20 protein-coding genes and 1 other RNA gene are annotated in these 25,211 nt (G+C 35.5%); 3 read left to right on the forward strand and 18 right to left on the reverse strand.

Annotated elements, in window-relative coordinates:
- Positions 1-57: 57 nt before the first annotated feature.
- The 3 genes from AC220I_RS03875 to AC220I_RS03885 form a co-directional block, all read right to left on the reverse strand.
- Entirely contained in the window at positions 58-1,962 is a 1,905-nt protein-coding gene (locus AC220I_RS03875; protein ID WP_486722508.1) for a YgiQ family radical SAM protein, read from the reverse strand.
- A 76-nt stretch (positions 1,963-2,038) separates the two neighbouring features.
- Positions 2,039-7,390 carry a diguanylate cyclase gene (locus AC220I_RS03880; protein WP_486722509.1) on the reverse strand — a complete coding sequence of 1,784 codons (5,352 nt, stop codon included), beginning with the start codon at positions 7,388-7,390 and terminating at the stop codon, positions 2,039-2,041.
- Positions 7,391-7,440: 50 nt separating this feature from the next.
- Positions 7,441-7,866 (reverse strand): MarR family winged helix-turn-helix transcriptional regulator, encoded by a 426-nt coding sequence (locus AC220I_RS03885; RefSeq protein ID WP_486722510.1) that lies wholly within the window; start codon positions 7,864-7,866, stop codon positions 7,441-7,443.
- Positions 7,867-8,096: 230 nt separating this feature from the next.
- Here AC220I_RS03885 and AC220I_RS03890 point away from each other — a divergent pair, with 230 nt between their 5' ends.
- A complete protein-coding gene (locus AC220I_RS03890; RefSeq protein WP_486722511.1) occupies positions 8,097-9,098 on the forward strand; it encodes a M23 family metallopeptidase in 1,002 nt (333 codons plus the stop codon).
- A gap of 10 nt (positions 9,099-9,108) precedes the next feature.
- Positions 9,109-9,657, forward strand: coding sequence for a bactofilin family protein (locus AC220I_RS03895; protein WP_486722512.1), 549 nt, complete (start codon positions 9,109-9,111; stop codon positions 9,655-9,657).
- A gap of 30 nt (positions 9,658-9,687) precedes the next feature.
- Here the strand turns inward: AC220I_RS03895 and ssrS are convergent.
- The 4 genes from ssrS to AC220I_RS03915 all read right to left on the reverse strand — a co-directional run bounded on the left by ssrS (position 9,688) and on the right by AC220I_RS03915 (position 12,435).
- Positions 9,688-9,863, reverse strand: a non-coding RNA gene (gene ssrS / locus AC220I_RS03900) — 6S RNA.
- Positions 9,864-9,892: 29 nt separating this feature from the next.
- Positions 9,893-10,801 (reverse strand): RluA family pseudouridine synthase, encoded by a 909-nt coding sequence (locus AC220I_RS03905; RefSeq protein WP_486722513.1) that lies wholly within the window; start codon positions 10,799-10,801, stop codon positions 9,893-9,895.
- A gap of 18 nt (positions 10,802-10,819) precedes the next feature.
- Entirely contained in the window at positions 10,820-11,407 is a 588-nt protein-coding gene (locus AC220I_RS03910) for a hypothetical protein (RefSeq protein ID WP_486722514.1), read from the reverse strand.
- A gap of 8 nt (positions 11,408-11,415) precedes the next feature.
- On the reverse strand, positions 11,416-12,435 hold the full coding sequence (locus AC220I_RS03915; RefSeq protein ID WP_486722515.1) for a threonine aldolase family protein: 1,020 nt from the start codon (positions 12,433-12,435) through the stop codon (positions 11,416-11,418).
- Between the two features lie 504 nt (positions 12,436-12,939).
- Here AC220I_RS03915 and AC220I_RS03920 point away from each other — a divergent pair.
- Positions 12,940-14,853, forward strand: a complete 1,914-nt coding sequence (locus AC220I_RS03920) for a glutamine synthetase (protein WP_486722516.1) — start codon at positions 12,940-12,942, stop codon at positions 14,851-14,853.
- 99 nt (positions 14,854-14,952) lie between these two features.
- On the opposite strand, the gene AC220I_RS03925 is transcribed toward AC220I_RS03920, so the two are convergent.
- The 11 genes from AC220I_RS03925 to AC220I_RS03975 form a co-directional block, all read right to left on the reverse strand.
- Positions 14,953-16,200 carry a DUF1015 domain-containing protein gene (locus AC220I_RS03925; RefSeq protein ID WP_486722517.1) on the reverse strand — a complete coding sequence of 416 codons (1,248 nt, stop codon included), beginning with the start codon at positions 16,198-16,200 and terminating at the stop codon, positions 14,953-14,955.
- A 36-nt stretch (positions 16,201-16,236) separates the two neighbouring features.
- On the reverse strand, positions 16,237-17,121 hold the full coding sequence (locus AC220I_RS03930; RefSeq protein ID WP_486722527.1) for a D-2-hydroxyacid dehydrogenase: 885 nt from the start codon (positions 17,119-17,121) through the stop codon (positions 16,237-16,239).
- A gap of 80 nt (positions 17,122-17,201) precedes the next feature.
- Entirely contained in the window at positions 17,202-18,272 is a 1,071-nt protein-coding gene (locus AC220I_RS03935) for a pyridoxal-phosphate-dependent aminotransferase family protein (protein WP_486722518.1), read from the reverse strand.
- Positions 18,273-18,506: 234 nt separating this feature from the next.
- On the reverse strand, positions 18,507-19,346 hold the full coding sequence (locus tag AC220I_RS03940; RefSeq protein ID WP_486722519.1) for a DegV family protein: 840 nt from the start codon (positions 19,344-19,346) through the stop codon (positions 18,507-18,509).
- 152 nt (positions 19,347-19,498) lie between these two features.
- Positions 19,499-20,116 carry a cyclodeaminase/cyclohydrolase family protein gene (locus AC220I_RS03945; protein WP_486722520.1) on the reverse strand — a complete coding sequence of 206 codons (618 nt, stop codon included), beginning with the start codon at positions 20,114-20,116 and terminating at the stop codon, positions 19,499-19,501.
- A gap of 32 nt (positions 20,117-20,148) precedes the next feature.
- Positions 20,149-21,420 carry an imidazolonepropionase gene (gene hutI / locus AC220I_RS03950; protein ID WP_486722521.1) on the reverse strand — a complete coding sequence of 424 codons (1,272 nt, stop codon included), beginning with the start codon at positions 21,418-21,420 and terminating at the stop codon, positions 20,149-20,151.
- A gap of 3 nt (positions 21,421-21,423) precedes the next feature.
- On the reverse strand, positions 21,424-22,317 hold the full coding sequence (gene ftcD / locus AC220I_RS03955) for a glutamate formimidoyltransferase (protein WP_486722522.1): 894 nt from the start codon (positions 22,315-22,317) through the stop codon (positions 21,424-21,426).
- Between the two features lie 230 nt (positions 22,318-22,547).
- Positions 22,548-23,504 carry an L-threonine 3-dehydrogenase gene (locus AC220I_RS03960; protein WP_486722523.1) on the reverse strand — a complete coding sequence of 319 codons (957 nt, stop codon included), beginning with the start codon at positions 23,502-23,504 and terminating at the stop codon, positions 22,548-22,550.
- A 20-nt stretch (positions 23,505-23,524) separates the two neighbouring features.
- Positions 23,525-23,812 (reverse strand): DUF1294 domain-containing protein, encoded by a 288-nt coding sequence (locus AC220I_RS03965; protein ID WP_486722524.1) that lies wholly within the window; start codon positions 23,810-23,812, stop codon positions 23,525-23,527.
- A gap of 59 nt (positions 23,813-23,871) precedes the next feature.
- A complete protein-coding gene (gene map, locus AC220I_RS03970; RefSeq protein ID WP_486722525.1) occupies positions 23,872-24,624 on the reverse strand; it encodes a type I methionyl aminopeptidase in 753 nt (250 codons plus the stop codon).
- Positions 24,621-25,211 (reverse strand): sensor histidine kinase (locus tag AC220I_RS03975; RefSeq protein ID WP_486722526.1); only part of this gene is annotated, 591 nt, incomplete at its 5' end. The genes map and AC220I_RS03975, both read right to left, overlap by 4 nt.

A 25,211-nucleotide genomic window follows, 5' to 3' on the forward strand; every position in this document is an offset into this window, starting at 1 on the left:
CAAAATTTGTCCTATTAACCCATAATTATGGGATTATATTGACTTAATTTTAACCAATTACCGTCTTTTTTTAGTCTTCTCATTTGAATTTGTAGACGATTTTGCTTTTCCTGATTTATGGTGGTCTGATCTTGGTTTTTTATGGTCTTGCTTGTGTTCCCCTTTATGTCTTGGCTTAATAAGTGCCTTGGCATGAAAACCAATCAAATCTTGTCTATTTGCGAGGATCAGGGCTTCGTAAACCAAGTCGTAGTTTCTTGGGTTTTTATACTGTAAAAGTGCCCTTTGCATGGCTTTTTCCTTGCTGGTCTTTGGCACAAAGACAGGTTTCATGGTCCTTGGATCAAGTTCTGTATAGTACATACAAGTGCTCATTGTGCCAGGCGTTGGATAAAAATCTTGAACCTGCTCTGGCGTATATTGAATATCTCTGAGGTATTCTGCCAATCTAATTGCAGATTGAATGGTACTGCCTGGATGAGAACTCATTAAGTAGGGAATTATATACTGGTCTTTTTGTATTTCCTTATTTATCTTATCGAACTTCTTGACGAATTCGCCATAAAGCTTGCCACTTGGTTTACCCATGTAGTCAAGAACCGTCTCGTCGATATGTTCCGGTGCCACCTTGAGCTGTCCACTGACATGATATTGACATAGATCATAGAAAAAAGCATCATCGTTATCATACATTAAGTAGTCATAGCGAATACCGCTTCTAATAAATACTTTTTTTATGCCCTCAAGTGCTCTTAACTTAGACAAGAGTTCAATGTAATCACTGTGGTCAGTATCCAAGAACTCACATGGTTCTGGGTAAAGACATTGACGGTGTTTACAGGCCCCATGTTTAAGCTGCTTTGTACAAGCAGGATGTCTAAAGTTGGCTGTGGGCCCGCCCACGTCGTTAATATAGCCCTTATAATCAACATCCAGCTGAATCGTCTGAGCTTCCTTGATAATAGATTCATGAGATCTTGATGTAATTATCCGGCCTTGATGAAATGCTAGTGCGCAAAATGAACAGTTTCCAAAACAGCCTCTTTCACTGATGATGCTGAGTTTAACTTCTTTAATGGCAGGAATACCACCACCAGCTTCATACATAGGATGGTACTGTCTCATATAACCGAGGTCAAAGACCCAGTCTAACCTCTCTCTTTCAAGTGGCATTGTCGGTGGATTTTGAACCAGATAGACCTCGTCATGTTTTTGAACGATCGTCTTGCCACGAATTGGATCTTGTTCATCATATTGCACCTTAAAAGCCTCTGCATACTTTACCTTATCGCCTTTTACAGCTTCATATGATGGAATTTCTATATATTTATCTAAATTTTCAAGAGAATGCGTCAAGAAGCATGTCCCTGGTATATGCTGAATATATTGAATTTCAATGCCATTGTTTAAGTACTCTGCGATTTCAACGACTTGATTCTCGCCCATGCCGTATATGAGTAAGTCTGCTGTACTATCAAACAATATTGAACGTCTTACAGAATCATCCCAGTAATCATAATGTGCAAATCGTCTAAGCGATGCTTCTATTCCACCGAGAATTATCGGCTTGTTTTTATAGGTCTTCCTAATTAAATTAGTGTAGACCAAAGTTGCACGGTCAGGTCTCTTACCCATAACCCCACCTTCAGAATAATTATCTACGTCTCTTCTCTTTCTAGAAACATAGTAATGATTCACCATGGAATCCATATTCCCAGCGGATACCAAAAAGCCTAATCTAGGTTCTCCCAAAACAGTAACACTTTTTGGATCCTTCCAATCCGGTTGTGGTATAATACCCACTTTAAAGCCAGCATCTAATAGAACCCTTGCGATGACAACAGGCCCAAAGCTTGGATGATCCACATAGGCATCTCCCGAAACTAAGATAAAATCAAGAACGTCCCATCCCAATTTTTCCATATCCGATTTATTTACTGGTAAAAAATCATTTAAAATCATTATTTCCTCTTTTCATAAAAAAAGTGACTACACTTTAAATTAGTATAGTCACTATCACGTAAAAATGCAATAAATGTTAAAATAATATATAACTTATTACCAACTTTAAAGTTTCGACAAAGTTATAATTACTGAAATCCAGTTCCTTCTCATGAATTGGCACAGAAATGGCTAAAATACCTTTTCTGTTGGGTTCATTATAACAAAGAACAATATAAGATTTCCAGTTTGGAATATTGGTCATCTCATCATAGGATACACTTTCTTCCCAGTCAATAAAATATAGACTCTCAGAAGTATTTTTAAATTGATCAAGCAACCTTTGATTAATATAAACCTCATCATTTAAGACGTCATGACCTTTTTTCTTACTGACAACTTCAACAGGCTGCCAAGCATTATCGTATTTGATAAAGCATATTTCCTCAGCTTCAGTGATGTCTAAAAGCGTTATAAAGGTGTCCTTAATACGGTCCATCTTATTTCTTGTGTTCTCAAGCTGGGCCAATATATCTGTCAGTGCCTGAACATTTCTCGTATCCGATGAAATATTGCCTGTTAGTATGCCAGCCAGTTTATCATAACGATGTCCAGCCTTAACCAATTTTTCATTCCAGCTGTTTGATTGATTTCGGCCATTGTTCTTAGAGTAATAAAGGGCTTGGTCAGCTTTTTCAATGAGCTCTTCTTCATTGACCCCATCATCAGGATAGGTTGAAATTCCCAAGCTTACTGTTAAGGGCATTTCATCACCCAAAAGCTTATGGTATTCCACCCTATATCTTATCTTCTCTGCTACTTTTAAGCCATCCACAGCATTTGTTTCTGGAAGTATGATAATAAACTCCTCACCGCCATAACGCCCAACATAATCAGAGTTTCTAATTGAAGTCTTAATGAGTTCACCAATCTTAGACAGAATTTCATCACCCTTTCGATGACCGTAGGTATCATTGACATTTTTAAACTTATCAATGTCCAGCATAATGACCGATAGATTGGTATTGTTTTGTCTTGATAAATTAAGCTCTCTTGTGAATGCAAGTTCTATTGATTTACGCAGTTGAACGCCCGTGAGTTTGTCCACAGATGAAATCAGTTTTAAATTGTAGTTGTCAATCATCATATATGTTAAGTTCATAAGTGCCTTACACTGATCAAAGGACTCATGATTAAATCGATTGATAACATTCATCGTATCGAGGAAGACATATCCTACAACACGTTTTTTAGCAATCAACAAATCTTCACGTCTTTTTTCAGGCTTAGCGCTTTCAGCAACAGATTCATAGATTGGGAAGAAAATGATGCCTTTCTGTTCATTTGATAAAATCTGGACATTGGTTTCTGAATCGAGTTTGGAGATATAAATCCCTTCAAGATCATTGCCAATACTGTTGATGAGTTTTAATACATCATATTCCACGACATCATCCGATGTTTTAATGATTTCTTCGATATTATCGTTCTCATCAAGCAAGTAAATCATCCCACGCTCTGCAATGGTCATATGAATAAAATAATTTAAAATGAGCTGAAGATTTTCACGTTCATTCTTACCCAAACTCTTGATGAGGTCAACAGATGATTGGAAGGCTTCCACATTTTTAAACTTATAATTTTCATATACTGATTTAACGAAACTTTTGTTTTGATATAGGAAATTAAAGTGATTCAAATCAAAGAAATCTTCAACGGTATCAATGCGCTCTTCAAAGTAAAATTGATGTCCAGTGGCGTTTTCAAAATTCAAGAAATTCTTAATAATTTTATTGATTCTATTTTTAAGCGCCATTTTTGAATCGTCATAGAGAATATAGGTTTCTTTATAATCCTGTGAGATATCAATGGCCAAATCCGCTATGATATCAAGAGAAAGCAAGTAATATTTTAAAGCATTATAAAGATTGTTGGCATGGTACTCCTCATCACCTAGAAACTTATAAGCCTTCCATACAATTTCTCTCGATTCCTCTTTAATTGCAGGTAACATATCATAAACATTTTGAAAGGCATGATCTGATCTACAAGCATCGACAAAATCACGTTTCATTCTTACATGTCTTGTATTATAGAGGCTGTGGAACTGATTATCAAGCTCGACCAAATTGGCAAGCTCTAAGAAGTCACTTGTGTCAATATAATCTATCATGATGTCCAGTAAGAAGTTTCTCACAAGCATGGCTTCAGTTGGTGTTTTGACGGTTTTACTTATCTCCTCTAATGCTTGGTAAGGAATCTGTCTGTTGTTGAAGACAATGGCACTCTTACGATATGCAATAATCAAATCAATAATTTTGATTCTGAACCTTCTATAATCATCCTTAACCTCATCTGCATTAAACTCATAGCGCCATTTTTCAACTTTCATGATGCTATTCATATTAATAAAATATTCAAAATGAAGTAAATAATAATCACAAACATCAACTTCTCTGCCCTTAAGAACATTGATCTCATGCTCAAGTCGATTAATCAACGTTAGGGTTTTACCATAGTTTTCCCTAAGTAAAGATACATAACATAGGTTCAACAAGGACAAGATCACAAGTTTCTTATCTCCGATGTTTTCAGCAAGATAATAGGACTCTTCAAAATACTTAATCGCAGTTTGAAATCTACCTTCTATTTTATAGGTTTCACCCAAATTATTGAGATGAATTGGAATTGATACATATTGATTTCTCGCATTTGCTCGATTATAGGCTTTTCTAAAATACTCTCTTGCAACAATATAATCACCCAGTTCGTCGAGATAAATCACACCAAAATTATTGTAGACTTTGATGGCATATTCTTCTGCTTCAAGCGCGTCAAATAAGACAAGCGCTTCATTGAGTGCCTGTAGGCTCTCATCAAAGTTATTTAAATAGTAATAATATCGCCCCAGTTCTGCCTTGAAGATTGCAATAAAGAACGCATTATCTACCTGACTCGCTTTTTCAAGATAGGTTTCTATTAAAGGCTTAACTTCAGCCAATCGACCCTTGCTGGTATAGCAGCTACATAAAAGGCTTATGGCCTTGAACTCACCTTCAAGATATTGAATGGTCTTAGATTTCTCAAGATAGACCATAATATGGTCTATGGCTTTGTCAATATCATATTTGAAAAAATAGAGCTCTGCCAGTTCAAGCTGTACATCTATATGGTCCTTAGGATAATTTTCCTCTGTCAGTTGAATTAAATACAGTATCTTTTCATGTGCCTTGTCTATTTTCCCAATATTGATATAATTCTTTATTAGCTTTTTAGAAGTCTCAATGATATTACTTACATCACAAAAACGGTCATATAACTGATAGGCTTGCTCTAACAAGTCAATGCCCTTATGACTGTTTGACTTTTCAAAATAATAGTTTGAAAAAAACGATGCATAATAAGCAGCTTTCATGTAATCTTCTGATGCCATTAAATAATCTATTAGAGTCTCATTAATTTCAGCAAAATCTTTATATCTTTTTTCGTAAATAGAAGCAGCTTTCTTGGATAAGGCCTTAATTTCATCATCTGTTAATAAGTCGATAAAATACTTTTTAACTTCATTTTTATAAAAGCCAAACACATACTCAACGTCACTGATACGTTTGTTTAATATCTTGAGCGTCTCCATCTCATAAATGAAATAGTAGGCATGCTCTTCATCAATTTCAGCATACTGAAGCAAGACATTTAAGTTAAAAACGCCTTTAAGGACCGATATTTTTTTTAGAATTTCCATATGTTCAGGAATGATATTTTCGACAAGTTTCATAATTTCAATATCATTCTCTTCTGAAAATTCAAATTTATAGCTATCATCTACCTGATCGAGGTTCCACTCTAATTTAGCTTCGTCAAAATAGATGACCTCTTCATACCAGAGTTTTTTCACTAAGTGTTTGGTTGTGCTAGGTTTACCCATCGATTCCAACATCAATCTATGGGTAAAACGATATGGAATAAAATTTATGCCCAATGCCTTTTGAACTATTTTTCCTGTTTCTTCTAGATTTAAGAAAGGCAGTTTAATCAACTTAATAAGGTCTTTATATTTTTGATAGGCCCTATCTTGTTCAGAACCTGTAAAAATCAGCATGAAATTGGCATGGCCCTTGTGCTGGACAAGTTGATCAAAGAAATAACGTTCATTTGAATTGATGTATTCCTCATCATCAATCAGTATAACCATATATTTGTTGTTACTGTATTCTACAAAAAAGTTGAATGCCCTATTGAGCAATCTCAACTTCTGATCTTCTAAATTAAAGTGTTTGACTTCTTTTAAATTCCATTTACTTGCAAGTTCCGGTAGAATTTTAACCAGTTCCTGTCCATACTTTTGGATGAGTAGTGGTGATACATCATCTTGAGTTGATATAAATGAAATAATCTCCTTAATGGCATAAAACATATCATTAACTGATTTTTTCGCATCAATAGCAACATATGCAATCCGATTAAATTTAGCAATATATTCTAATTCTTTTAAAACACGAGATTTCCCCATGCCGTTTTCGCCCTGAATATAAATGCCATTAAAGCCTTCAATTTTTTTCATATTTTCAAAAATAATCTCTTTGGATTCACTAATGACAGCTTCTCTTCCTACGAGAATTGTCTTATCATGAATTCTGTCATAAAATTTGACATCATCATTTTCAATTTCTATCCAAATTAACTTTTTGAGTTCTTCAATAAATTCACGGATATCTACGTGTCTCTCATCTTTAATGTGATTAGAGGCCCTTAAAATAAAGCGATGTATGTCGGTGTTATTGACATTCCTAGACAAACTTTGTAGCGATTTCAAGGTAAAATCCACACGGTAATAAAGATAATAAAACATGACACCAAGCGAATAAATGTCAGCTCTATAATCAATATCTTCACCCCATAGAATTTCGGGCGCTATAAATTGCTGATATCTCTCATGATCCAGCTTAAAGAAATAATCATTAATATAATTATTGGCAATATCTTTAAGTTTGAGTTTTATCTGCCCCTTATCTCTCACCAGAACAATTGAATTGAAATTAAGGTATTTATAGACTACACCTCTAAAATGTAGAAACCGAATGGCCTTACAGAGCTGCACAATCACACTGTTAATTTCTGATTTATTGAGTTCGTAATAAGGAACAACTGAATTTTCATCGTAATGTTCATAGGTATAAAAAAACTGTTTACGAGTTACTCTACTCCCATTTATGGTGTAAATCGGTTTAAACTCGTAAGCAGTTAAAATATTATTGTGGATATAGGTGGAAATATCTACAAAATTTTCCTCCATAGATTTCATGAACTCATAATTGGAAATCTCAGTGTCAAATATGCGAATGCGTTTAATTTGGTGATTTTTTTTGATATCTTCTACCAAATATTCAACAACACTACTTTCTCTCGATAAAGTTTCCAGAACGTGATATCTATTGTTAATGACTTTCAATTTATTGTTCCCCCACTATACTTAAACACCAAAACTGTGGTTAACCCACCTTACAATTCGACTTTCTCATTAAAAATTCTAAAGCTTTCATCTATACCATTAATGGTCTCTTCACTCAACTCAGACATAATTTCCGAAACGTAATTACGACGTGTCTCCATTACACTTTCCAGAAGTTCGTGTCCTTTTTCAAGAACTGTTATTCTTACAATTCGTCGATCATTTTCATCTTTAACGCGTTTTACAAGTTCATTCCTCTCCATGCGGTCTAGCAAATCTGTAACCGTACTACATGCTAAATACATTCTAGAGCTTAATTCACCTATTGTTAGATTCTGTTCATAAATCAAGTATTGCAATGCTTCAAACTGAGGTGGTGTGATATCAACATCATTTAATATCTCTCTTCCCTTCTTTTTGATTTTATAGCAAACTCGTCTTAAATTTTCTTCGATTCTAACAGTTCTTTCATCCATTACCAATAGGCCTCCATTTTTTTCTTTCATTGTCTTTAACCTAAAAAGTTGTTTAAAATTTGATTATTATGATATATTAATAAAATAACCATATTTTAACAACTTTCAATGTATATATTCTATTTTACAGAATAATAGAACTTAGGTAAACTAAATTTTCGAGATTCATTGAATTTTTGTAAAGTTTTATGATAAAATGATATATAAGTTTGCTATTCCATGGAGGAAACATGAATAAAATCAAAGATTACTTTAGAAAAAATAAAGTAACGATTATGGTCATTCCTAAATCCCAAAAGAGTATCAAGCAATGGCACTTCAATTTAGCATTGGCATTCACAATACTGATTCTTCTAATCCTCGTCAACGTCGCATTGCTTACAACGACATTAACAACTCAATTACATTCTAGTTCTTTAACAACTCAAAATACGACTCTTAATGAAAATTTAAATATACGAGAAGACCAAATCACTTCGCTTCAAAGCATTAATGACTTAAGACAAGAAGAAATCAAAGTCTTAAAGGGTTCACTTGAAGAAACGCTAAGTTATATGGATTCAAGACTTCGTGAAATGGAAACCGTCCAACATAACGTCTCTCAACTTGTATCTATGTTCAACCAAGATACAAACTCGAACATTAAAATGCCTGTGAGCAGGTCCTTTGATCGTGTTATCAACACATCATCAGACTCTTTGATCCCACAGGATGATGCTTTGCTGTATCAAATTGAGACCTTGATCAACAACGATGATATTTCCAAACTCATTATCGCACAGGGTGACCAATATTCTGAACTCATCTCTAAGTTACAGTCTCAAATGACTTATTTGGAGTGTCGACCAGACCGATATCCTGCACAAGGTATGCTTACATCGCGCTTTGGTATTAGGAAGGACCCTGTCACTAAAGTCACCGCTAATCACAAGGGCATTGATCTTGCCAACGTCTCAGGTACCAGTGTTTACTCTGCTGGTAATGGCGTCGTTATATTTGCAGGTTGGAACGGCAGCTTTGGCAATGTTGTCATCGTAGACCACGGTTATGGCTATAAAACGGTTTATGCCCACCTTAAACAAATTAAGACGACTAAGGGGGCAACTGTAAAAAAAGGTGAACTTATTGCCTTAATGGGCTCATCAGGAAAGAGCACCGGAACTCATTTACACTTTGAAATAAGATACAATGATTCACAAATAAATCCACTCAATATATTAAAAGAAAAGTAGGAGGTTAATCATGTTTCCAAAGAAAGAGGTTGAGTTTAAATTTGACATTATAATCGGTCCAAGTTCAATTATCAAGGGGGATCTTGAGAGCGAAGGCAGCATAAGAGTTGATGGAAAAGTACTTGGTGATATTAAATCCCTAGGCAACATCATCGTTTCTGAAGACGCCTACATAAACGGTAGCTTAATGTGTACAAACGCTGATTTATACGGTATTGTCGAAGGCAATGTCAAGACCAAAGGAAAGATTAATCTCTACCATAAAGCTTCATTAAACGGTGATATTATCTGTAAGAGTTTCAACACAGAAGAAGGCGCAACCTTTAAAGGCAATTGTTTTGTTGATCCAGAAGAAGAGATCGTTATTGAAGTGGATGCAATGATATCTGAGCGAAACCTCGATAAAATCAACAATAATCTCATAGATTTTAAGAAACAACAAGACCATAAAATTAAAAATGATAAGGTTGCAACTGAATCAAATGCAGCCAATCAAAACCCAAATGCAAATCAAAATACAAATAATAATGACAATAGAAACAACACTAAAAAGGCATAAAAAAATAGCGACTAGGTCGCTTTTTTTTATGTATTGCCCAGAATGCCGTCACCCAATAAATCTCACACCACACCCCAACTAGGTGGGTGGACTATCTTCTGTTTCTGACTTCTACCAAAATGCAGCTTGCCATACGCAGTAGAACACGTTCTCCCTACGATTAAACAGTGGTTGAATTTATCAGGTGACCAACACCCCAGTACACTTAATTTATTATACCACTAAATCCTCTAAATTACAAATTCCTTAGCGATTCCATCAAAGTTTTCATATCATTTGGGAGTGGTGCTAAAATACGAATCGGCTCATTGCCACGAGGTTTTCTAAATGCCATCTCAGCACAATGAAGGGCTTGTCGATCTATAAGTTCAGATGTAGAACCATAGAGATGATCACCCACGATACCATGACCAATATGTGCCAAATGAACTCTGATCTGATGTGTTCTCCCTGTCTCTAAGTTGATTTTCAATAAAGCATAACCTTTGAAACGCTCGATTACTTCATAATGGGTAACCGAAGGCAAACCATCTGGTCTAACAATTCTTAATATATCCCCTTCATCAGCTCTCTCAATAGGTTCATTGATTGTCCCCTTGTCATCCGCTGGGCACCCTTTTACCACTGCATAATAAACTTTATCAACCTCATCATTCTGCATTTGCTCTGAGATAAATTGTTGAGCATATGCATTTTTAGCAATAAGGACGATGCCTGTCGTATCACGATCAAGTCTGTTTATAAACCGCGTTTTAAAATTCTGACCACTCTTATATTGATAATAAGAAATGGCATTGGCCAACGTGCCCTCAGGATGCCCTTTAGTTGGGTGCACCACTAAAAAAGGCGATTTATTAATCGCCATCATATCAGCTGTTTCAAATAAAATATCGATTTCAATATCGTTTGGTTCAAAAGTATTTTCGTCATGATCTAGCATCAATGTAATGACATCATCTGTAGAAACCGTACGATTGACTGACGTTTTTTTTCGATTCAGTAAAATGTTGTGGTTGCTTTTGCACTTTCTTATAAGCCGACTTGATATATTCATGCTGGTGGCAATCACATCAATTACCTTTAAACCCTCATCTTTTGCCTCTACCCTGTATTCCAGTTTTAGAGTCTCATCATTTATAAACATATTTCTCCTTAACGTAAATTAAAAATTGTATCTTAAAAGTAAGTATGAACCGGTTTCAAGTTCCTTAATAATGATGTAATGTCTATATTTATAAGATGCAATTTCACGTATACGTTCTTCATCAATATTCTTGGAAAACTCTACGATATCAACATTTGCCTTCTTCCAACCACATCTTAAAAGTTTGGAAATATTGTCTGTACCCAAAAGTTCTAATGGCATAGAACCATAAACGTTTCCAAATATAATCTCATGACTTGACCAAAATTCATTGTGTTGCTCCATAGCACCTGATTCAAGTAATTCTTCTGATCTTTCTTTTGCAAAGTACTCTATTTCATTACCTTCATAAACATTGACAAAATGCATGGGTTTATATAAAAACTCAATGGTATTGATGATTTTATAATCATGGTTTTTATTTGCCACCGGTTGGATGACAATTTCATCTTCTTTTACGTGTGTTGACCAATATTCAGTCTTAATTTGACTTGAAATATTTTTGATGAGTCTGACATACATATCAACGTCTTCAGTTTCGTGAGATATTAATGCTTCCTCAAGTCTGCCAACAGCTTCCTTAAGATCTTCTATATTGTAATTCATGCTTCCCCCTAAATATATTTTTTGATTGCGTCAATAAGGAGATCAACAGCCTCTCTTTTTGTCCAATAATTGGTTACAAATCTATACTCCCCATTTTCCGGACCATTAATTTTCAACCCCTTTTGGTAAAGGTTTGAAATAAAATCCTCTGGGTTAATAGCCTTGTGAAATTTAACAAAAACCATATTGATATCCAAGCGATTATCCAAGACTTCAATCTTTTCGATTTCACTCAAACGCTCTGCTAAATACTTTGCATTTTCATGATCTTCTGCCAAATGATCAATCATGTCTTCAAGTGCCACAATGCCTGCAGCAGCTAAAAAACCAACTTGTCTTAAGCCACCACCCATGAGCTTTCTCATTTTTCGGGCTTTTTCTATAAACGCCTTTGAGCCGACCAACATCGAACCCACTGGAGCGCATAGACCTTTACTCAAACAGAACATAATAGAATCAGCACACTCAGCAAGTGCTTTTGGTTCCACATCAAGGGCTTTTGCAGCATTAAATAATCTTGCACCGTCGAGGTGAACCGGTATTTGATGCTTTTGGCCTAAATCATAGATCTTTCGCATTTGCTTAATATTGATGACACTACCACAAGAATGCGCATTCTCAACACAAATTAAACCGGTATCAGGATAATGTATGTCTGACGCTCTAATCATGCTCTCAATTTGAGTCGTACTCATAGAACCATTATTGGTCTGAACCTGTCTCAACTGAACACCCGAAATAACAGCTGCTGCTCCGACTTCATGCATCATAATATGACAGTCGTGGCCAAGAATGACCTCGTCGCCTCTTTTTGTATGTGTCAAGATCGCTAACTGATTTCCAAAGGTACCGCTTGGAACAAACAATGCAGCTTCTTTTCCAAGTAAAGATGCACTCATTTCCTCTAACGCTTTTACCGTGGGATCATCTTCATAAACATCATCTCCGACGATGGCTTTTGACATCATTTCTCTCATACGATCAGTGGGTTGCGTTACAGTATCACTTCTAAAATCATAATATTTCATAGCGTCACCTTATCCTCTATTTAAATTATTTTGACTTATCATAATAAAAACACTACATAGATTATACCATAAAACCAATTTCACTGAATAGTACTATGCATAAAGAAATATTCCAATGCATATTTTGGGGATAATCCGAATATTATCTTTTTTAAATTTGAATTACCTTATTTTGCCTATATCCATTCACAAACCTCAAAATCTTGTACACTGTATTTTTAAACGCTCATAATCCTAGTTCCGCCAGTACTTTAGAAGATATCTTGTTTTTACATTTGATCAAGACATGCTTTTATATCCAACAAACAAGTGTCCTGCAAAACCTCAAAAACACGAACATTATCTTCATTTTTATAATGTTAATTTTCCATAATACTTTCTTGTATCAATTATAATACAACATTTACGAGGTTTTGAAGTTTAAAATAAATCTTTACATTTTATTCTCTTGTGTTATAATAATTCATTATATCAAGGTGTCAGAACCAAACAGAGGAGGATTTTATGAAAGAATTGCTTTATATCATTAAAGCTGAAGACAAAGGTAAAGAAAAATTATCTGCACTGCTATCGGCTCACCCGGAAATTCAATTCGTCTCATTATTAGCAGTTGACTTTGGTAACAATCATACAGACGAGAAAGTGCCTGTAAGTCAATTACTCAATGACATAGATGGCTTTTTAAAGAATGGTATTCAAACAGATGGTTCATCCGTTTATTTGCCAGAAATCGCTACGATCAACAATGCTAAGGTTGACTTGATTCCTGACTTAACAGCAAATTGGATTATTGATTACAACTACAGTAACTTATTGGCAGATGGAACACCAGTAGGAACTTTATTAATCCCTGCTTTCTTAATCCACGATGACAAAGAAGTTTGTTCAAGAAGTGTCTTAAAAAATGCAGTCTCAAACTTCAAATCAGAAATCATCACACTATTTAACGCTTATCCTGATTTACTTGAGGAATTCCCAGAAATCGAAAATCCAGATGATATTGAAGATGTTGTATTAACAAGTGCAACTGAGCTTGAGTTTTGGGTAAAAACACCTGATACTAAAACGGATATCGAAAAGTTATCAGCATCTCAAAACCTCAAGGAACAATACTGGAAGAGAACCTACGGCCAAGTTAGAACTTCTTTAGAGCAATCTCTTGAGTTACTTGAAGCATATGGCTTCGAACCAGAGATGGGTCACAAAGAAGTTGGCGGTGTTTCTTCTAAACTTGCTGGTACAAATATCTTTACACATGTTATGGAACAATTAGAAATTGACTGGAAATATGACAAAACATTACTTGCTGCTGATAAAGAACTTATCGCTAAAGACATTATTCGCGATGTATTCGAGAAAAATGGTTTAAGTGTTACTTTCCAAGCAAAACCACTTGAAGGTGTTGCTGGTAGTGGCGAGCATCATCATATTGGCGCTGCAGTGGTTTTAAAGAACGGTAAGACCGTTAACTTATTCACGCCAAAAGTGATGTCAGAGTATTTTATGAGCAAAATCGGATACGGTGTTTTGATGGGCTTATTAAAGAACTATGAAGTTATAAACCCATTTGTATCCTCTACAAATGACAGTTTAAATAGACTTAAACCTGGCTTTGAAGCACCAGTTTGTATCGTTTCTTCATTAGGACACAGCCCTGAAATTCCTTCTCGTAATAGAACTGTACTCGCTGGCCTTGTAAGAGATATGAACAGCAAATATGCGACTAGATTTGAACTTAGAGCACCAAATCCTAATTCAAACACCTATTTATTATTAGCAGCAGTTTGTCAAGCTGGTCTTGATGGTATCAAAGCAACGCTTGCATCTAAATTGGATTTAAAAGCTGTTGAAGCTGGTTTTAGTAAAGCATATGGTGAAGATCACTACTATCTTGACAAAAATCGCGCTTACAGAAGTGAAGAGGATGTATTTGAAGATTTCACACCAGAAGAAAGAGATCGTTTATTTGGTGTGCCACCTAAAACGGTTTACGAAAATCTCATTGCTTTTGACAAATATGCAGACAAAGTTGCATTATTAACACAAAACAATGTCTTTACACCTAAAATCATCTCTTCATATAGATCATTTATGCTATCTGAGTGGTCTATTGAATTAAAAGAAAGAATTATCCCTTCAAATATCAGCACAATCAGACGCTTTAAGAAGTTACATGGCGAAGACGAAATCTCTGATTTAGACGTTGTTAACTGGGAAAAAATTAAATCTTTAAAAACATTCTTAATGAAAGACTCTCTTACTACGAAGTCGCTCTTCACTAGAATAAGAGAAGCACTTGATAAAGAAGATTTCCAAACTGCTTCTGACCTTCAAATTAAAATGAATGAAACGATGACATTGCTTACTAAGCACTATTTAGATTACAAGAGAAATCTAATCATTCTTGAAGAAAAATAAGCTGTTGAATTTTTTATAAATTTTAAAATTGATAAAAAAAAGGGTAACACTTGGATGATTTAACATCCAGTGTTACCCTTAAATTTTTATTTATTTTGACTAAAATAATCTGTGTACGAACAAGCCACTTCTTAACTTTGGCTCAAACCATGTAGATTTAGGCGGCATAACTTCTCCAGCATTTGCAATGTCAATTAAGTCATCCATCGTTGTTGGATACATTGAAAATGCAACTTCAAATCCGTTAGCAACTCTTTTCTCAAGTTCTTTTAAGCCTCTGATGCCTCCAACAAAGTCAATTCTCTCATCTGTTCTTGGATTCTCAATGCCCAAGATCGGATGTAAAAGATTCTTTTGAAGAATTGAAACATCAAGTCTATCAACAGGGTCATTCTCATCGAAAATTCCCTTATGAGCGGTTAACTTATACCAAGTCTTATCAAGGTACATTCCAAAAGTCGCTCTTGTCATAGGCTTATAAGGCTCATCTTGACTTGCCTTTTCTACATCGAACTTCTCTGAAATCAACTTGATGAACTCTTCTTTAGAGTGACCATTTAAGTCCTTAACCACTCTATTGTAGTCCATAATAAACAAGTCTTCATCTGGGAAGATTACAGACATAAAGAAGTTAAACTCTTCATTACCCGTATAATCAGGGAATTGTTCTCTTCTCTTTAAACCAACTTTTACAGATGATGCTGATCTGTGGTGACCATCAGCGATATAGAGGTAATCAATACCATCAAAGATAGCAGAAATTCTGCTTACTAAAGATAAATCATCTAACTTCCAAACGATGTGCGTAATATCATCTTCACTTGTAAAGTTATATACAGGCATATGGAATTTGATCCAATCGTTAACGATCTGATTGATTTCATCATTTTTTCTATATGCTAAGAAGATTGGCGCGGTATTCGCGTCACAATGATCAAAGTTATTAATTCTATCCACTTCTTTAGCAGGTCTTGTAAACTCATGCTTCTTGATGACATCGTTCATATAATCATCAATTGAAGTACAGCCCACTAAACCAGTTTGAACTCTACCGTTCATAATTTGTCTATAGATATAGAAAATTGGTTGCTCTTCAGTTTCAAGTGTACCTTCAGCAATAAAACGGTCTAAGTTTTTACGAGCAGTCTCATAAACAACTTGATCATACGGATTTTCAACTTCTGGTAAATCAATTTCAGATCTTACGATGTGCAAGAAAGAATACTGATTATCGCCAGCCATTTCCTTTGCTTCTTCTCTATTCATTACATCATATGGTAATGATGCCACTTCTTTCGCTAATTCCTTTTTAGGTGTTATGCCCTTAAACGGTTTAACTACTGCCACTACAGCACCTCCAGATTTTTTTTATTACAAAATGAATTATAAATTAAAAAAGTTTTTGATTACCGAAATGGTCTCGCCACCAATTCTCTCTTGAGCTTCACCTGTTGAAGCGCCAATGTGTGGTGTACAAGATACTTTAGGATGATCTACCAAGGCTTGGTTCTTCGTAGGTTCCTCTTCGAAAACATCGATGCCAGCACCTGCAACTTTGCCACTATTTAAAGCGTCAAGAAGTGCGGCTTCATCTACTACGCCACCACGAGCCGTATTGATTAGATATACGCCATCCTTCATCATATCAAATTGTTCTTTTTTAATCGTTGCACCTTTTGTTTTGTCAAAAGGAATGTGGAGTGAAATATAATCTGCTGATTTTAACAAATCATTCATTTCAACATATTCGAACTCAGGGTATTGCTCAAGCTTACCACGTCTATTGGTATAAATGACTTTCATACCTAAGGCTTTTGCTCTAATCGCAACCTCATACGAAATTCTGCCCATTCCGATTAAACCAAGTGTCTTACCATAAATTTCAGTTCCTGAATAATGTTTTTTATTCCATTCACCCTTCTTCATGGTAACATTAGCCACATGGATAAAACGTGCAAGTGCAAACATATGTCCAATAGCAAGTTCAGCAACTGCTGCACTGCTTGAGTTTGGTGTATTTCTAACTGCAAAGCCATTTTCTTCTGCATAAACATGATCAATATTATCAATACCAACACCCGCTCTAATCATGAGCTTAAGGTCGCCACCTTTAATTTGATCAATTAAATCCTTACGAATTTTTGTTGCAGATCTAATAACGATAACATCAGAATTTTTCATTTTGTCTACTAATGCATCACCATCATAATGATTAGTATCTACCGAATGACCTTCACTAACAAGTGCATCCACTGCACTTTTGTCCATGCCATCATTTGCTAAAATTCTTAAACTTCCCACTTGTTCGCCTCCTAAAGATATTGAATCATTCAAAATTGAATTGACAATTATAAGCCTAAAATATCTTCAATTTCTCTTAAGAGTTCTTGAAGTGTTTCCATTTTTGTGTCTGCCATATGAGCAATTCTGAAAGTCTTATCTTTTAAGTCGCCATAACCATTAGAAATCATAAAGCCACGTTTAGCGAGTTCTTTATTTAAGTCTGAAACACTGATTTCTCTCGTGTTTTTAATTGTAGTCAAAGTATTTGATGCATATTTTGGCTCAGCCAATAATTCAAAGTGTTTTGCACCCCAAGCTCTTACGACTTGTGCCATTTCAAGATGTCTTGCAAATCTAGCTTCAAGTCCCTCTTCCATGATTTTATCTAATTGATAATCAAGAGCAAACATATGCGCTAATGAAGGTGTTGAAGGATATTGATAGTCTTTCTTTTGGATGTAGTCATAAAGTTCAACCAAGTCAAAATATAAGCCTCTGAACTCTACTTGCTTTGCTGCCTCATATGCTTTCATAGAAAGCGAGCAAACAGCTAAACCAGCCGGTAAGCCTAAGCACTTTTGAGTTGATGTGATACAAATATCTACGCCTAGTGCATCCACGTCAATTTTAGTACCGCCCATTGAGCTTACTGTATCAAGGCAGAAAATAACATCAGGATATTTTCTAACAACTTCAGCAATTTCTTCAACAGGGTTCATGATACCTGTAGAAGTTTCGTTGTGAGTAACAGTGATTAAATCATACTCACCTGTAGCAAGTGCCTTTTCAACCATTTCTGGTGTTGTCGGCTGACCTAGCTCAGATTTAAAGATGTCAGCAGGTACGTTGTTTGCTTTAGCCATTTTGTACCATCTGTCTCCGAAAGCGCCTACTGAAAATACAGCAGCTTTTTTTCGAGTACAAGATCTAATTGCACCTTCCATTAAGCCACTTCCTGAAGAAGTTGATAATAAAATTTCGTTCTCAGTGTACATTACTTTTCTCATTTTGTCAGAAATACTTCTTTGTAAAGCAGAAGCATCCTTAGTTCTGTGTCCAATTTGTGGTGTTGCCATTTTTAAAAGTACGTCTTCACTTACGTCAACTGGTCCTGGAATAAACAATCTTTTATGCATTCAAATCACCTCAAAATAAATTATTAAATCAAGTTTATCATAACATTTAATCAGACCAATAACAACATTTGTCCCACATAAAAAATTATTTTCTTCTTAATTTATTTTAACAATTGAAATTTTAATGCAAAAAAGCATCAAAGCTTGAAAAAAGAACGCTTTGATGCTTTTATGCATTGTAATTATGTGCAATGACATCACTAAAATTCATGTCATTTTTACTTAAGTTTGTACTTATAAAGCTACAATTATCCCCTTATGATCCGCATATAAAGAAGATAAACCAGCACATTTTATGTTAAAAAGTTCTTCAACGCCAGGTGTCTTTCTGAGTGCTTCTTCGATCTGACTTGCTCTTTCATAATTACCAACATGGGTTATGGCAACAAATTTTTTCCCGTTTTTTAGAATCTCTTCTTGCAATATTTCAACGAGTCTCAAATAGGCCTTATTGGATGTTCTTACTTTTTCGATTAATTTGATTTCGCCATTTTCATCTGCGCCCATAATTGGCAATATCTTAAGCGTCGAGGCAATCATACCCTTCCATTTAGAAATTCTACCGTTTTTGATCAAATTGTCTAGAGATTCAGATATGAAATAAACATGGGTTTCATCAATATACTTCTCAACAATCTCAACAACTTTTTTGGGATCTGTTACCTCTTTTTTAACCTCATGAATCATACGGGTCACAAGTGTTTCAGATGAGGCTGCCCCTAAGGAGTCAAATATATGAATAAACTTCTCACCAGGATGCTCACTTTCATATATGTTCTTTGCAAGTACTGCACTGTTATATGTACCACTTAAATTAGCAGAAATTGTCACCACATATATTTCGTCTGCATCACCATCAAAATGGGCCATAAAATCATTGGGAGATGGACATGCAGACTTTGGTAAATTAGTCGAATTCACCATAGCATTTACAAAGTCATCTACATTCAAGTTCTCGTTATCAACATATTCAATACCGTCAACATAAAGTTTAAAGGGTACTATTTCCACAGGATAGCGTTCTAGAAACGCCTGATCTATCTCATTGCTACTATCAGCGATTACTTTATACATATTACCAACTCCTATTTACTACAATATACTTATCTTGAAAGACTATCTTTATTATACGCTACTATTTCAAACATTACAAATTAAGCGAAAAAAAACCGTACAAAAAGTACGGCTTTTAATATGATCATTTATTTTAATCCTAAAACTAAATCTTATAAATCTGAAAGACTAAGAATATGCGCTTCTTTTTCAATCGCTAATTTTTCGAGTGCCTTTACTTTTTCAGTGGTTTGAGCCACAAAAGCTTCATCTTTAATTGAACCAAGGTTAATCTTTACGTTGTAAAGTGCAGATAAAATAGCAGTTCTAGCCATCATAGCGGCAACCAAAGCATCAGTTTGTGCATTGGCATTGCCTTTTTGTACTAAAACTTCAATCATTTCAAATAACTCAGACGTTTTTGCAGCAACTTCTAGTGGAACACTAGCAGCATATGCCATTCCCTCTTGGATTAAACGACTTCTCTCAGCTTTTTCTTCGTCTGTTTCCTTAGGAAGTTTGTAAGCTTTCATTACTTTGTCAAATGAGTTGGCATCCTTATCGATCAAATCAACAAATTCTTGTTTAAATGCGCTCATTTTCTTAGCAATAACTTCCATTTCCTCTGAAACAGCTTCATAATTCTTCTTACCTACCGTTAAATTTGCAACCATTGCTGATAAAGCGGCAGAAATAGCAGAAGATAATGCCGCTATACTGCCACCACCAGGTACTGGCTCATTAGATTCAGTTTTATCTAGAAACTCTTGTAAATATAAGTCTTTTAACATGGTAATCTCCTTTGTGATGTTCATTATACTGATTATAAGGGTTGATCATTGTAAAGGTCAATAATTTTAACGCCATTTTTGACAACCTTTTCAACCGTACTAACAGCAATGTGGTAAGGCAGGAATTTGTAGGATGGGAATTCGTGTACCACAAGGTCCGCACGCTTTCCAACATCTATACTACCAATTTGATCAGCCCTGCCAAGTGCAGCAGCACCGTTAATTGTGAGTGCTGTAATCGTCTCCTCTATCGTCATGCCCATTTGGTTTGTTGCAAGTGCAATTAACAATGGAATTGACTCTGTAAAACAACTGCCTGGGTTGAAGTCTGTTGATAAAGCTACAATACAATCTGCATTCATCATGTCCCTAGCTCTAGCATAATGTTCTTTTAAGCTAAATGCTGTACACGGAAGCAATGTTGTTACCACGCCTGCTTCTTGCATCATTCTAATGCCCTCATCAGAAGCTTGTAATAAATGGTCTGCTGAAACTGCGCCTAAAACAGCAGCAAGTTCAGCACCGCCAAGTCTGACAATTTCATCTGCATGGATCTTTAACTTTAAGCCATAACTTTTAGCCGCACTTAAAAACTTTCTACTCTGCTCAACGGAAAACACATTTTCCTCACAGAATATGTCTGCAAATTCAGCTAAATTTTTATCGACAACCTCTGGAAGCACAGTATCAATCATGTAATCGATAAACGCATCAGGATTATCCTTATGTGTTTTTGGTCGAGCATGTGGTCCTAAAAATGTTGGGACAATGTCCAGAGAGTGAACTTCATTAAGACGTTTCATAACCTCTAATTGTCTAATTTCAGTCTCTAAATCTAATCCATAACCACTTTTACCTTCAACAGTTGTGACACCAAATCTTGCCATGCTATTTAGGCGTTTTACGCCAACAGAATACAAGTCCTCAAAAGTTGCGTTTCTGGTACCCTCAACTGAATTGACGATACCACCGCCCTTTGACATGATTTCCATATAACTTTGTCCTCTAAGACGCCAGTCATATTCATCTTGTCTATAACCACCGAAAACAAAGTGTGTGTGTGAATCTACAAAACCCGGTAACACACATTTTCCACTAGCATCTATGATGTCATATCCCTTTGCTTCATAGTCTGATAAATTTAAAGCCTCTTTTGTAATTTCTTTTATAATACCATCTTCAATAATAACAGAGGCGTTATGGATGACATTTAGGTCATTCATTGCACTGCCAGGTTTGCCTTTAAACCCACTGCAAGTTACAAGCTCTGTTGCATTTGAGATGATCATATATCCTTTTTTCATAATTTACTCCATGATTCTTTTTTCTAATACTTGCTCATAAGAGAAATCTTCAACCCCAAGGTAGAATTCTGCAGTTCCAATTAAAGCATCCATTGGTACAAGACCGATGATTTCACTGCCAACGATTGTTACACCATATCTCATCGCTTCTACTCTAATCAATTCGAATGCTCTGTATAAAGGCGTTTTAGTAAAGTCAGTCATATTCATAGAAACTTGAACGATACCTCTGTCTTCAAGTTCGATACCGATTGCTTTACAGTATCTTAAACCGCCACTTAAATGTCTCACATTTTTAGCGATTTTATTTGCAATTTCAATATCATTTGTATTTAAGTTTACATTGAAAGCTACAAGTGGCATTCTTGCGCCAATTGCAGTGATACCCGCAGTTTCGTGAATTGCCACACCAAAATCAGGTTTCCACTCTTCTTGCTTAACTTTTTCGCCCATACCTTCAAATTGACCTTTTCTCAATTGAGCAAGGTTTTCTCTATGAGGTGCAGATGCCGATTTTTCATATAAGAAGCTTGGAAGTTCATACGTTTCATATAATGCTTGTGCAACGCTTTTAGAAAGTGCAATACATTCATCCATAGAAACATTTTTAATTGGAATAAAAGGAATAACGTCAATTGCACCCATTCTAGGATGTTGACCTTCGTGTTTGGTCATATCGATTAATCTAATTGCAGTACCTGCCGCTTCAATAATTGCAGCTTTTAAAGGCTCAGGCTCACCCACAAGTGTAACAACAACTCTATTATGATCTTCATCATTGCTGTAATCTAATAACTTGAGGCCATTTTTACCCCTAAATGCAGAAACAATTTGCTCAATTTTGTCTAAATCTCTACCTTCGCTAAAGTTTGGTACACATTGAATTATTTTATTCATCGTATTTGCCTCCAAGAAAATATTTGTTTTCTTAATCATAAAGTTCTTTCGTCTATTTAACGTCCACTATTGAAAAAAGAATAGATAAAAGTTAAATACAACTTTTTTTATACAGCATTTGAGTCATCTCTCGATGACTCAATAAATTTTCAAAAGTGCTATTTGTCGATTATAAGTCTATTATCATTTTCAATTAATCATTACAAGTAAAGCTCTACCGTTTAACCAAATCATTCAAGTGCCAGCTTTAGCTTTAATTTTTCAATCATGTCAACGGTCATGCTGTTCAAATCGAATTTGGGATTCCACCCCCACTCTGCTCGGGCACATGAATCATCCAGCGAGTTCGGCCATGAATTTGCAATATTTTGCTTGATTGGGTCTATTTTATAGTCCATCGTAAATTCAGGAATGTGCTTTTGAATTTCCCTTTTAAGATCCTCTGGGCAGAAGCTCATTGCTGTGATATTAAATGCATTTCTGTGAATCAACTTTGAAGGATCTGCTTCGGAAATTTGAAGAATTGAATCTAAGGCGTCCGGCATATACATCATATCCATAAATGTATTGCCCTCAAGATTACAAGTAAAATGCTTTTCTCTCAGTGCCGCATAATAAATATGAACAGCGTAATCTGTTGTACCGCCACCTGGAAGTGCTTTATAAGATATCAGACCTGGAAAGCGTACCCCTCTTGTATCAACGCCAAACTTTTTAAAATAATAATCACAAAGCAACTCCCCAGCCACCTTCGAAACACCATATATGGTTGAAGGTCTTTGAATAGTGTCCTGCGGTGTTTGATCTGCAGGGGTACTTGGTCCAAAGGCTGCAATTGAACTTGGTGTAAATAGCATAGCGCCAGTTTCCTTAGATACCTCTAAGCAATTATACAGGCCATTCATATTCACATCCCAGAGAAGCCCTGGGTTTTTTTCTCCCACTGCAGACAAGAGGGCTGCTAAGTTGATAATGGTATCCACTTTATATTTTTTTACAAGCTCAAATAATTTGATGTCATCAGTAACATCAAGTTTTTCAAACAAGCCATTTTTTTCAACGGTTTCGTTCTTTCCAGCATGTAAATTCGTTGCGATTACATTGTCTACACCATATTGATTTCGAAGAACCTCAGTAAGCTCTGTGCCAATTTGACCTGATGCTCCAGTGATCAAAATCTTTTTCATATGCCACACCCCTTTCCAACTTATAGCATTGCGGTTTGAACATCCCAAACACCGTATAATAACAGTGCCCAGTAGATAATTATAGTCAATGGTATTAGAATCCTGAATAAGCGTTTAGATAACTTATGCTTAAACAAGAGCATGGCAATCAAGCTTCCCACTCCACCACCAAGAACAGATAAACCAAGAAGTGTTACTTCTCTTATACGCCATTTTCCCTTTATTGCAAAAAGCTTATCAAATCCATATGCTGCAAAACTGATGATGTTTATCACAGTTAAAACGATAAAAATTAATCTCAAATTCATGCTTACTCCTTCTAGACGTTACCTTACTTACATTTTATCTTATAAGCCTATTAATCGACTTATGTTGTTATAATAATCGGTTCTCCATTCTGAACGATAATGGTATGCTCATACTGCGCCACTAAGCCATCATTGACCGTTTTAAGTCCCCATCCATCTGACATTTCTCTTACCATGTTGGATTTATCTGATATAAAGGTCTCAATTGCAAGTACATGTCCAACTTCAATGCGTTCATTTTCGCTTTTGCAAAAATAATTTGAAATCGCTTGTGGTGATTCATGTAGTGATTTACCAATGCCATGGCCGGTCAAGTTCATAATCACAGTAAATCCATTTTCCTTGGCTTTCTTCTGAATTGCTCTGCCAATGTCATAAATTCGGTTACCAGGTCTAGCAGCAGCAATCCCTTCCATCAAGGATTGATAGGCTGTTAAACAAAGAGCCTCTTTTATTTCATGAGGATCCTCAGGTTGACCCACCACAACACTTTTACCAGTATCCGCATAATAGCCATCTAGCTCTGCAGATACATCGATATTAATCATATCACCTTTTTTTAGCATGTAATCATCTGGGATGCCATGAGCTGCAGTCTGATTTACACTGATGCAAGTAAACCCTGGAAAGTCATAATCATGCATGGGTGCTGAAATAGCACCATATTTATCTAAAATAGCGCCACCAAGTTCATCTAACATCTTTGTTGTAATACCTTCTTTTACTTGGGCAATCATTTTATCCCTGACTTCTGCTACAATCTTACCGATTTTTTCAAGTGCAATCTTTTCTGCTTCTGTTTTAACGATCATATATCTCCTCTATTCATAATGATTGTAAATGTGGAACCCGAGTTCAGCATCGACTCCACATCAATTTGTCCTTTGTGTTTGTTGACAACAATGTCTTGAGCAATACTAAGCCCTAGACCTGTATGTTGCCCTATGGGTTTCGTGGTGAAGAACGGATCAAATATTTTGGTTATTGCCTCTGAATCTATACCTGGTCCATTATCCTTAATATAACACAAAACATGTTCCTTATTCTCAAGTGTACAAATCTCAATGCTGCCGTCAGGCTGGTCTTTTAAACAATTAATTGCGTTTAATACCAAGTTCATCACAGCCTGTTTCATCTGACCCTTATTACAATAAATTTCTGCATTACTTTTGTATTTTTTAGTCACGGTTTTCACAGATTTTAATTCACTCTTTAAAATAAACAGAACTTCATCAATTATATCATTCATTTTTATTTTAACATAATCATCCTTGCTGTTGTCTCTAGCAATATTGCTTAAAGAAGCAATCATTTTTTTGATTTTATGAATATTGGTTTCACAGTTCATTACAACTTCATCAATCTTGAACTTTGTCTCATCGAGTATATCTTTAGAACT

It is taken from the genome of Fusibacter sp., from assembly GCF_057447755.1.

What these genes read in the sequence shown, in the direction of transcription:
- map (WP_486722525.1), bottom strand. Translation starts at nt 24,624, where the DNA reads ATGATCGTTAAAACAGAAGCAGAAAAGATTGCACTTGAAAAAATCGGT.
- ftcD (WP_486722522.1), bottom strand. Translation starts at nt 22,317, where the DNA reads ATGAATAAAATAATTCAATGTGTACCAAACTTTAGCGAAGGTAGAGAT.
- hutI (WP_486722521.1), bottom strand. Translation starts at nt 21,420, where the DNA reads ATGAAAAAAGGATATATGATCATCTCAAATGCAACAGAGCTTGTAACT.
- AC220I_RS03940 (WP_486722519.1), bottom strand. Translation starts at nt 19,346, where the DNA reads ATGTATAAAGTAATCGCTGATAGTAGCAATGAGATAGATCAGGCGTTT.
- AC220I_RS03945 (WP_486722520.1), bottom strand. Translation starts at nt 20,116, where the DNA reads ATGTTAAAAGACTTATATTTACAAGAGTTTCTAGATAAAACTGAATCT.
- AC220I_RS03915 (WP_486722515.1), bottom strand. Translation starts at nt 12,435, where the DNA reads ATGAAATATTATGATTTTAGAAGTGATACTGTAACGCAACCCACTGAT.
- AC220I_RS03960 (WP_486722523.1), bottom strand. Translation starts at nt 23,504, where the DNA reads ATGAAAAAGATTTTGATCACTGGAGCATCAGGTCAAATTGGCACAGAG.
- AC220I_RS03965 (WP_486722524.1), bottom strand. Translation starts at nt 23,812, where the DNA reads ATGAATTTGAGATTAATTTTTATCGTTTTAACTGTGATAAACATCATC.
- AC220I_RS03905 (WP_486722513.1), bottom strand. Translation starts at nt 10,801, where the DNA reads ATGTTTATAAATGATGAGACTCTAAAACTGGAATACAGGGTAGAGGCA.
- AC220I_RS03930 (WP_486722527.1), bottom strand. Translation starts at nt 17,121, where the DNA reads ATGGACAAAAGTGCAGTGGATGCACTTGTTAGTGAAGGTCATTCGGTA.
- AC220I_RS03890 (WP_486722511.1), top strand. Translation starts at nt 8,097, where the DNA reads ATGAATAAAATCAAAGATTACTTTAGAAAAAATAAAGTAACGATTATG.
- AC220I_RS03935 (WP_486722518.1), bottom strand. Translation starts at nt 18,272, where the DNA reads ATGCATAAAAGATTGTTTATTCCAGGACCAGTTGACGTAAGTGAAGAC.
- AC220I_RS03895 (WP_486722512.1), top strand. Translation starts at nt 9,109, where the DNA reads ATGTTTCCAAAGAAAGAGGTTGAGTTTAAATTTGACATTATAATCGGT.
- AC220I_RS03910 (WP_486722514.1), bottom strand. Translation starts at nt 11,407, where the DNA reads ATGAATTACAATATAGAAGATCTTAAGGAAGCTGTTGGCAGACTTGAG.
- AC220I_RS03920 (WP_486722516.1), top strand. Translation starts at nt 12,940, where the DNA reads ATGAAAGAATTGCTTTATATCATTAAAGCTGAAGACAAAGGTAAAGAA.
- AC220I_RS03885 (WP_486722510.1), bottom strand. Translation starts at nt 7,866, where the DNA reads ATGGATGAAAGAACTGTTAGAATCGAAGAAAATTTAAGACGAGTTTGC.
- AC220I_RS03875 (WP_486722508.1), bottom strand. Translation starts at nt 1,962, where the DNA reads ATGATTTTAAATGATTTTTTACCAGTAAATAAATCGGATATGGAAAAA.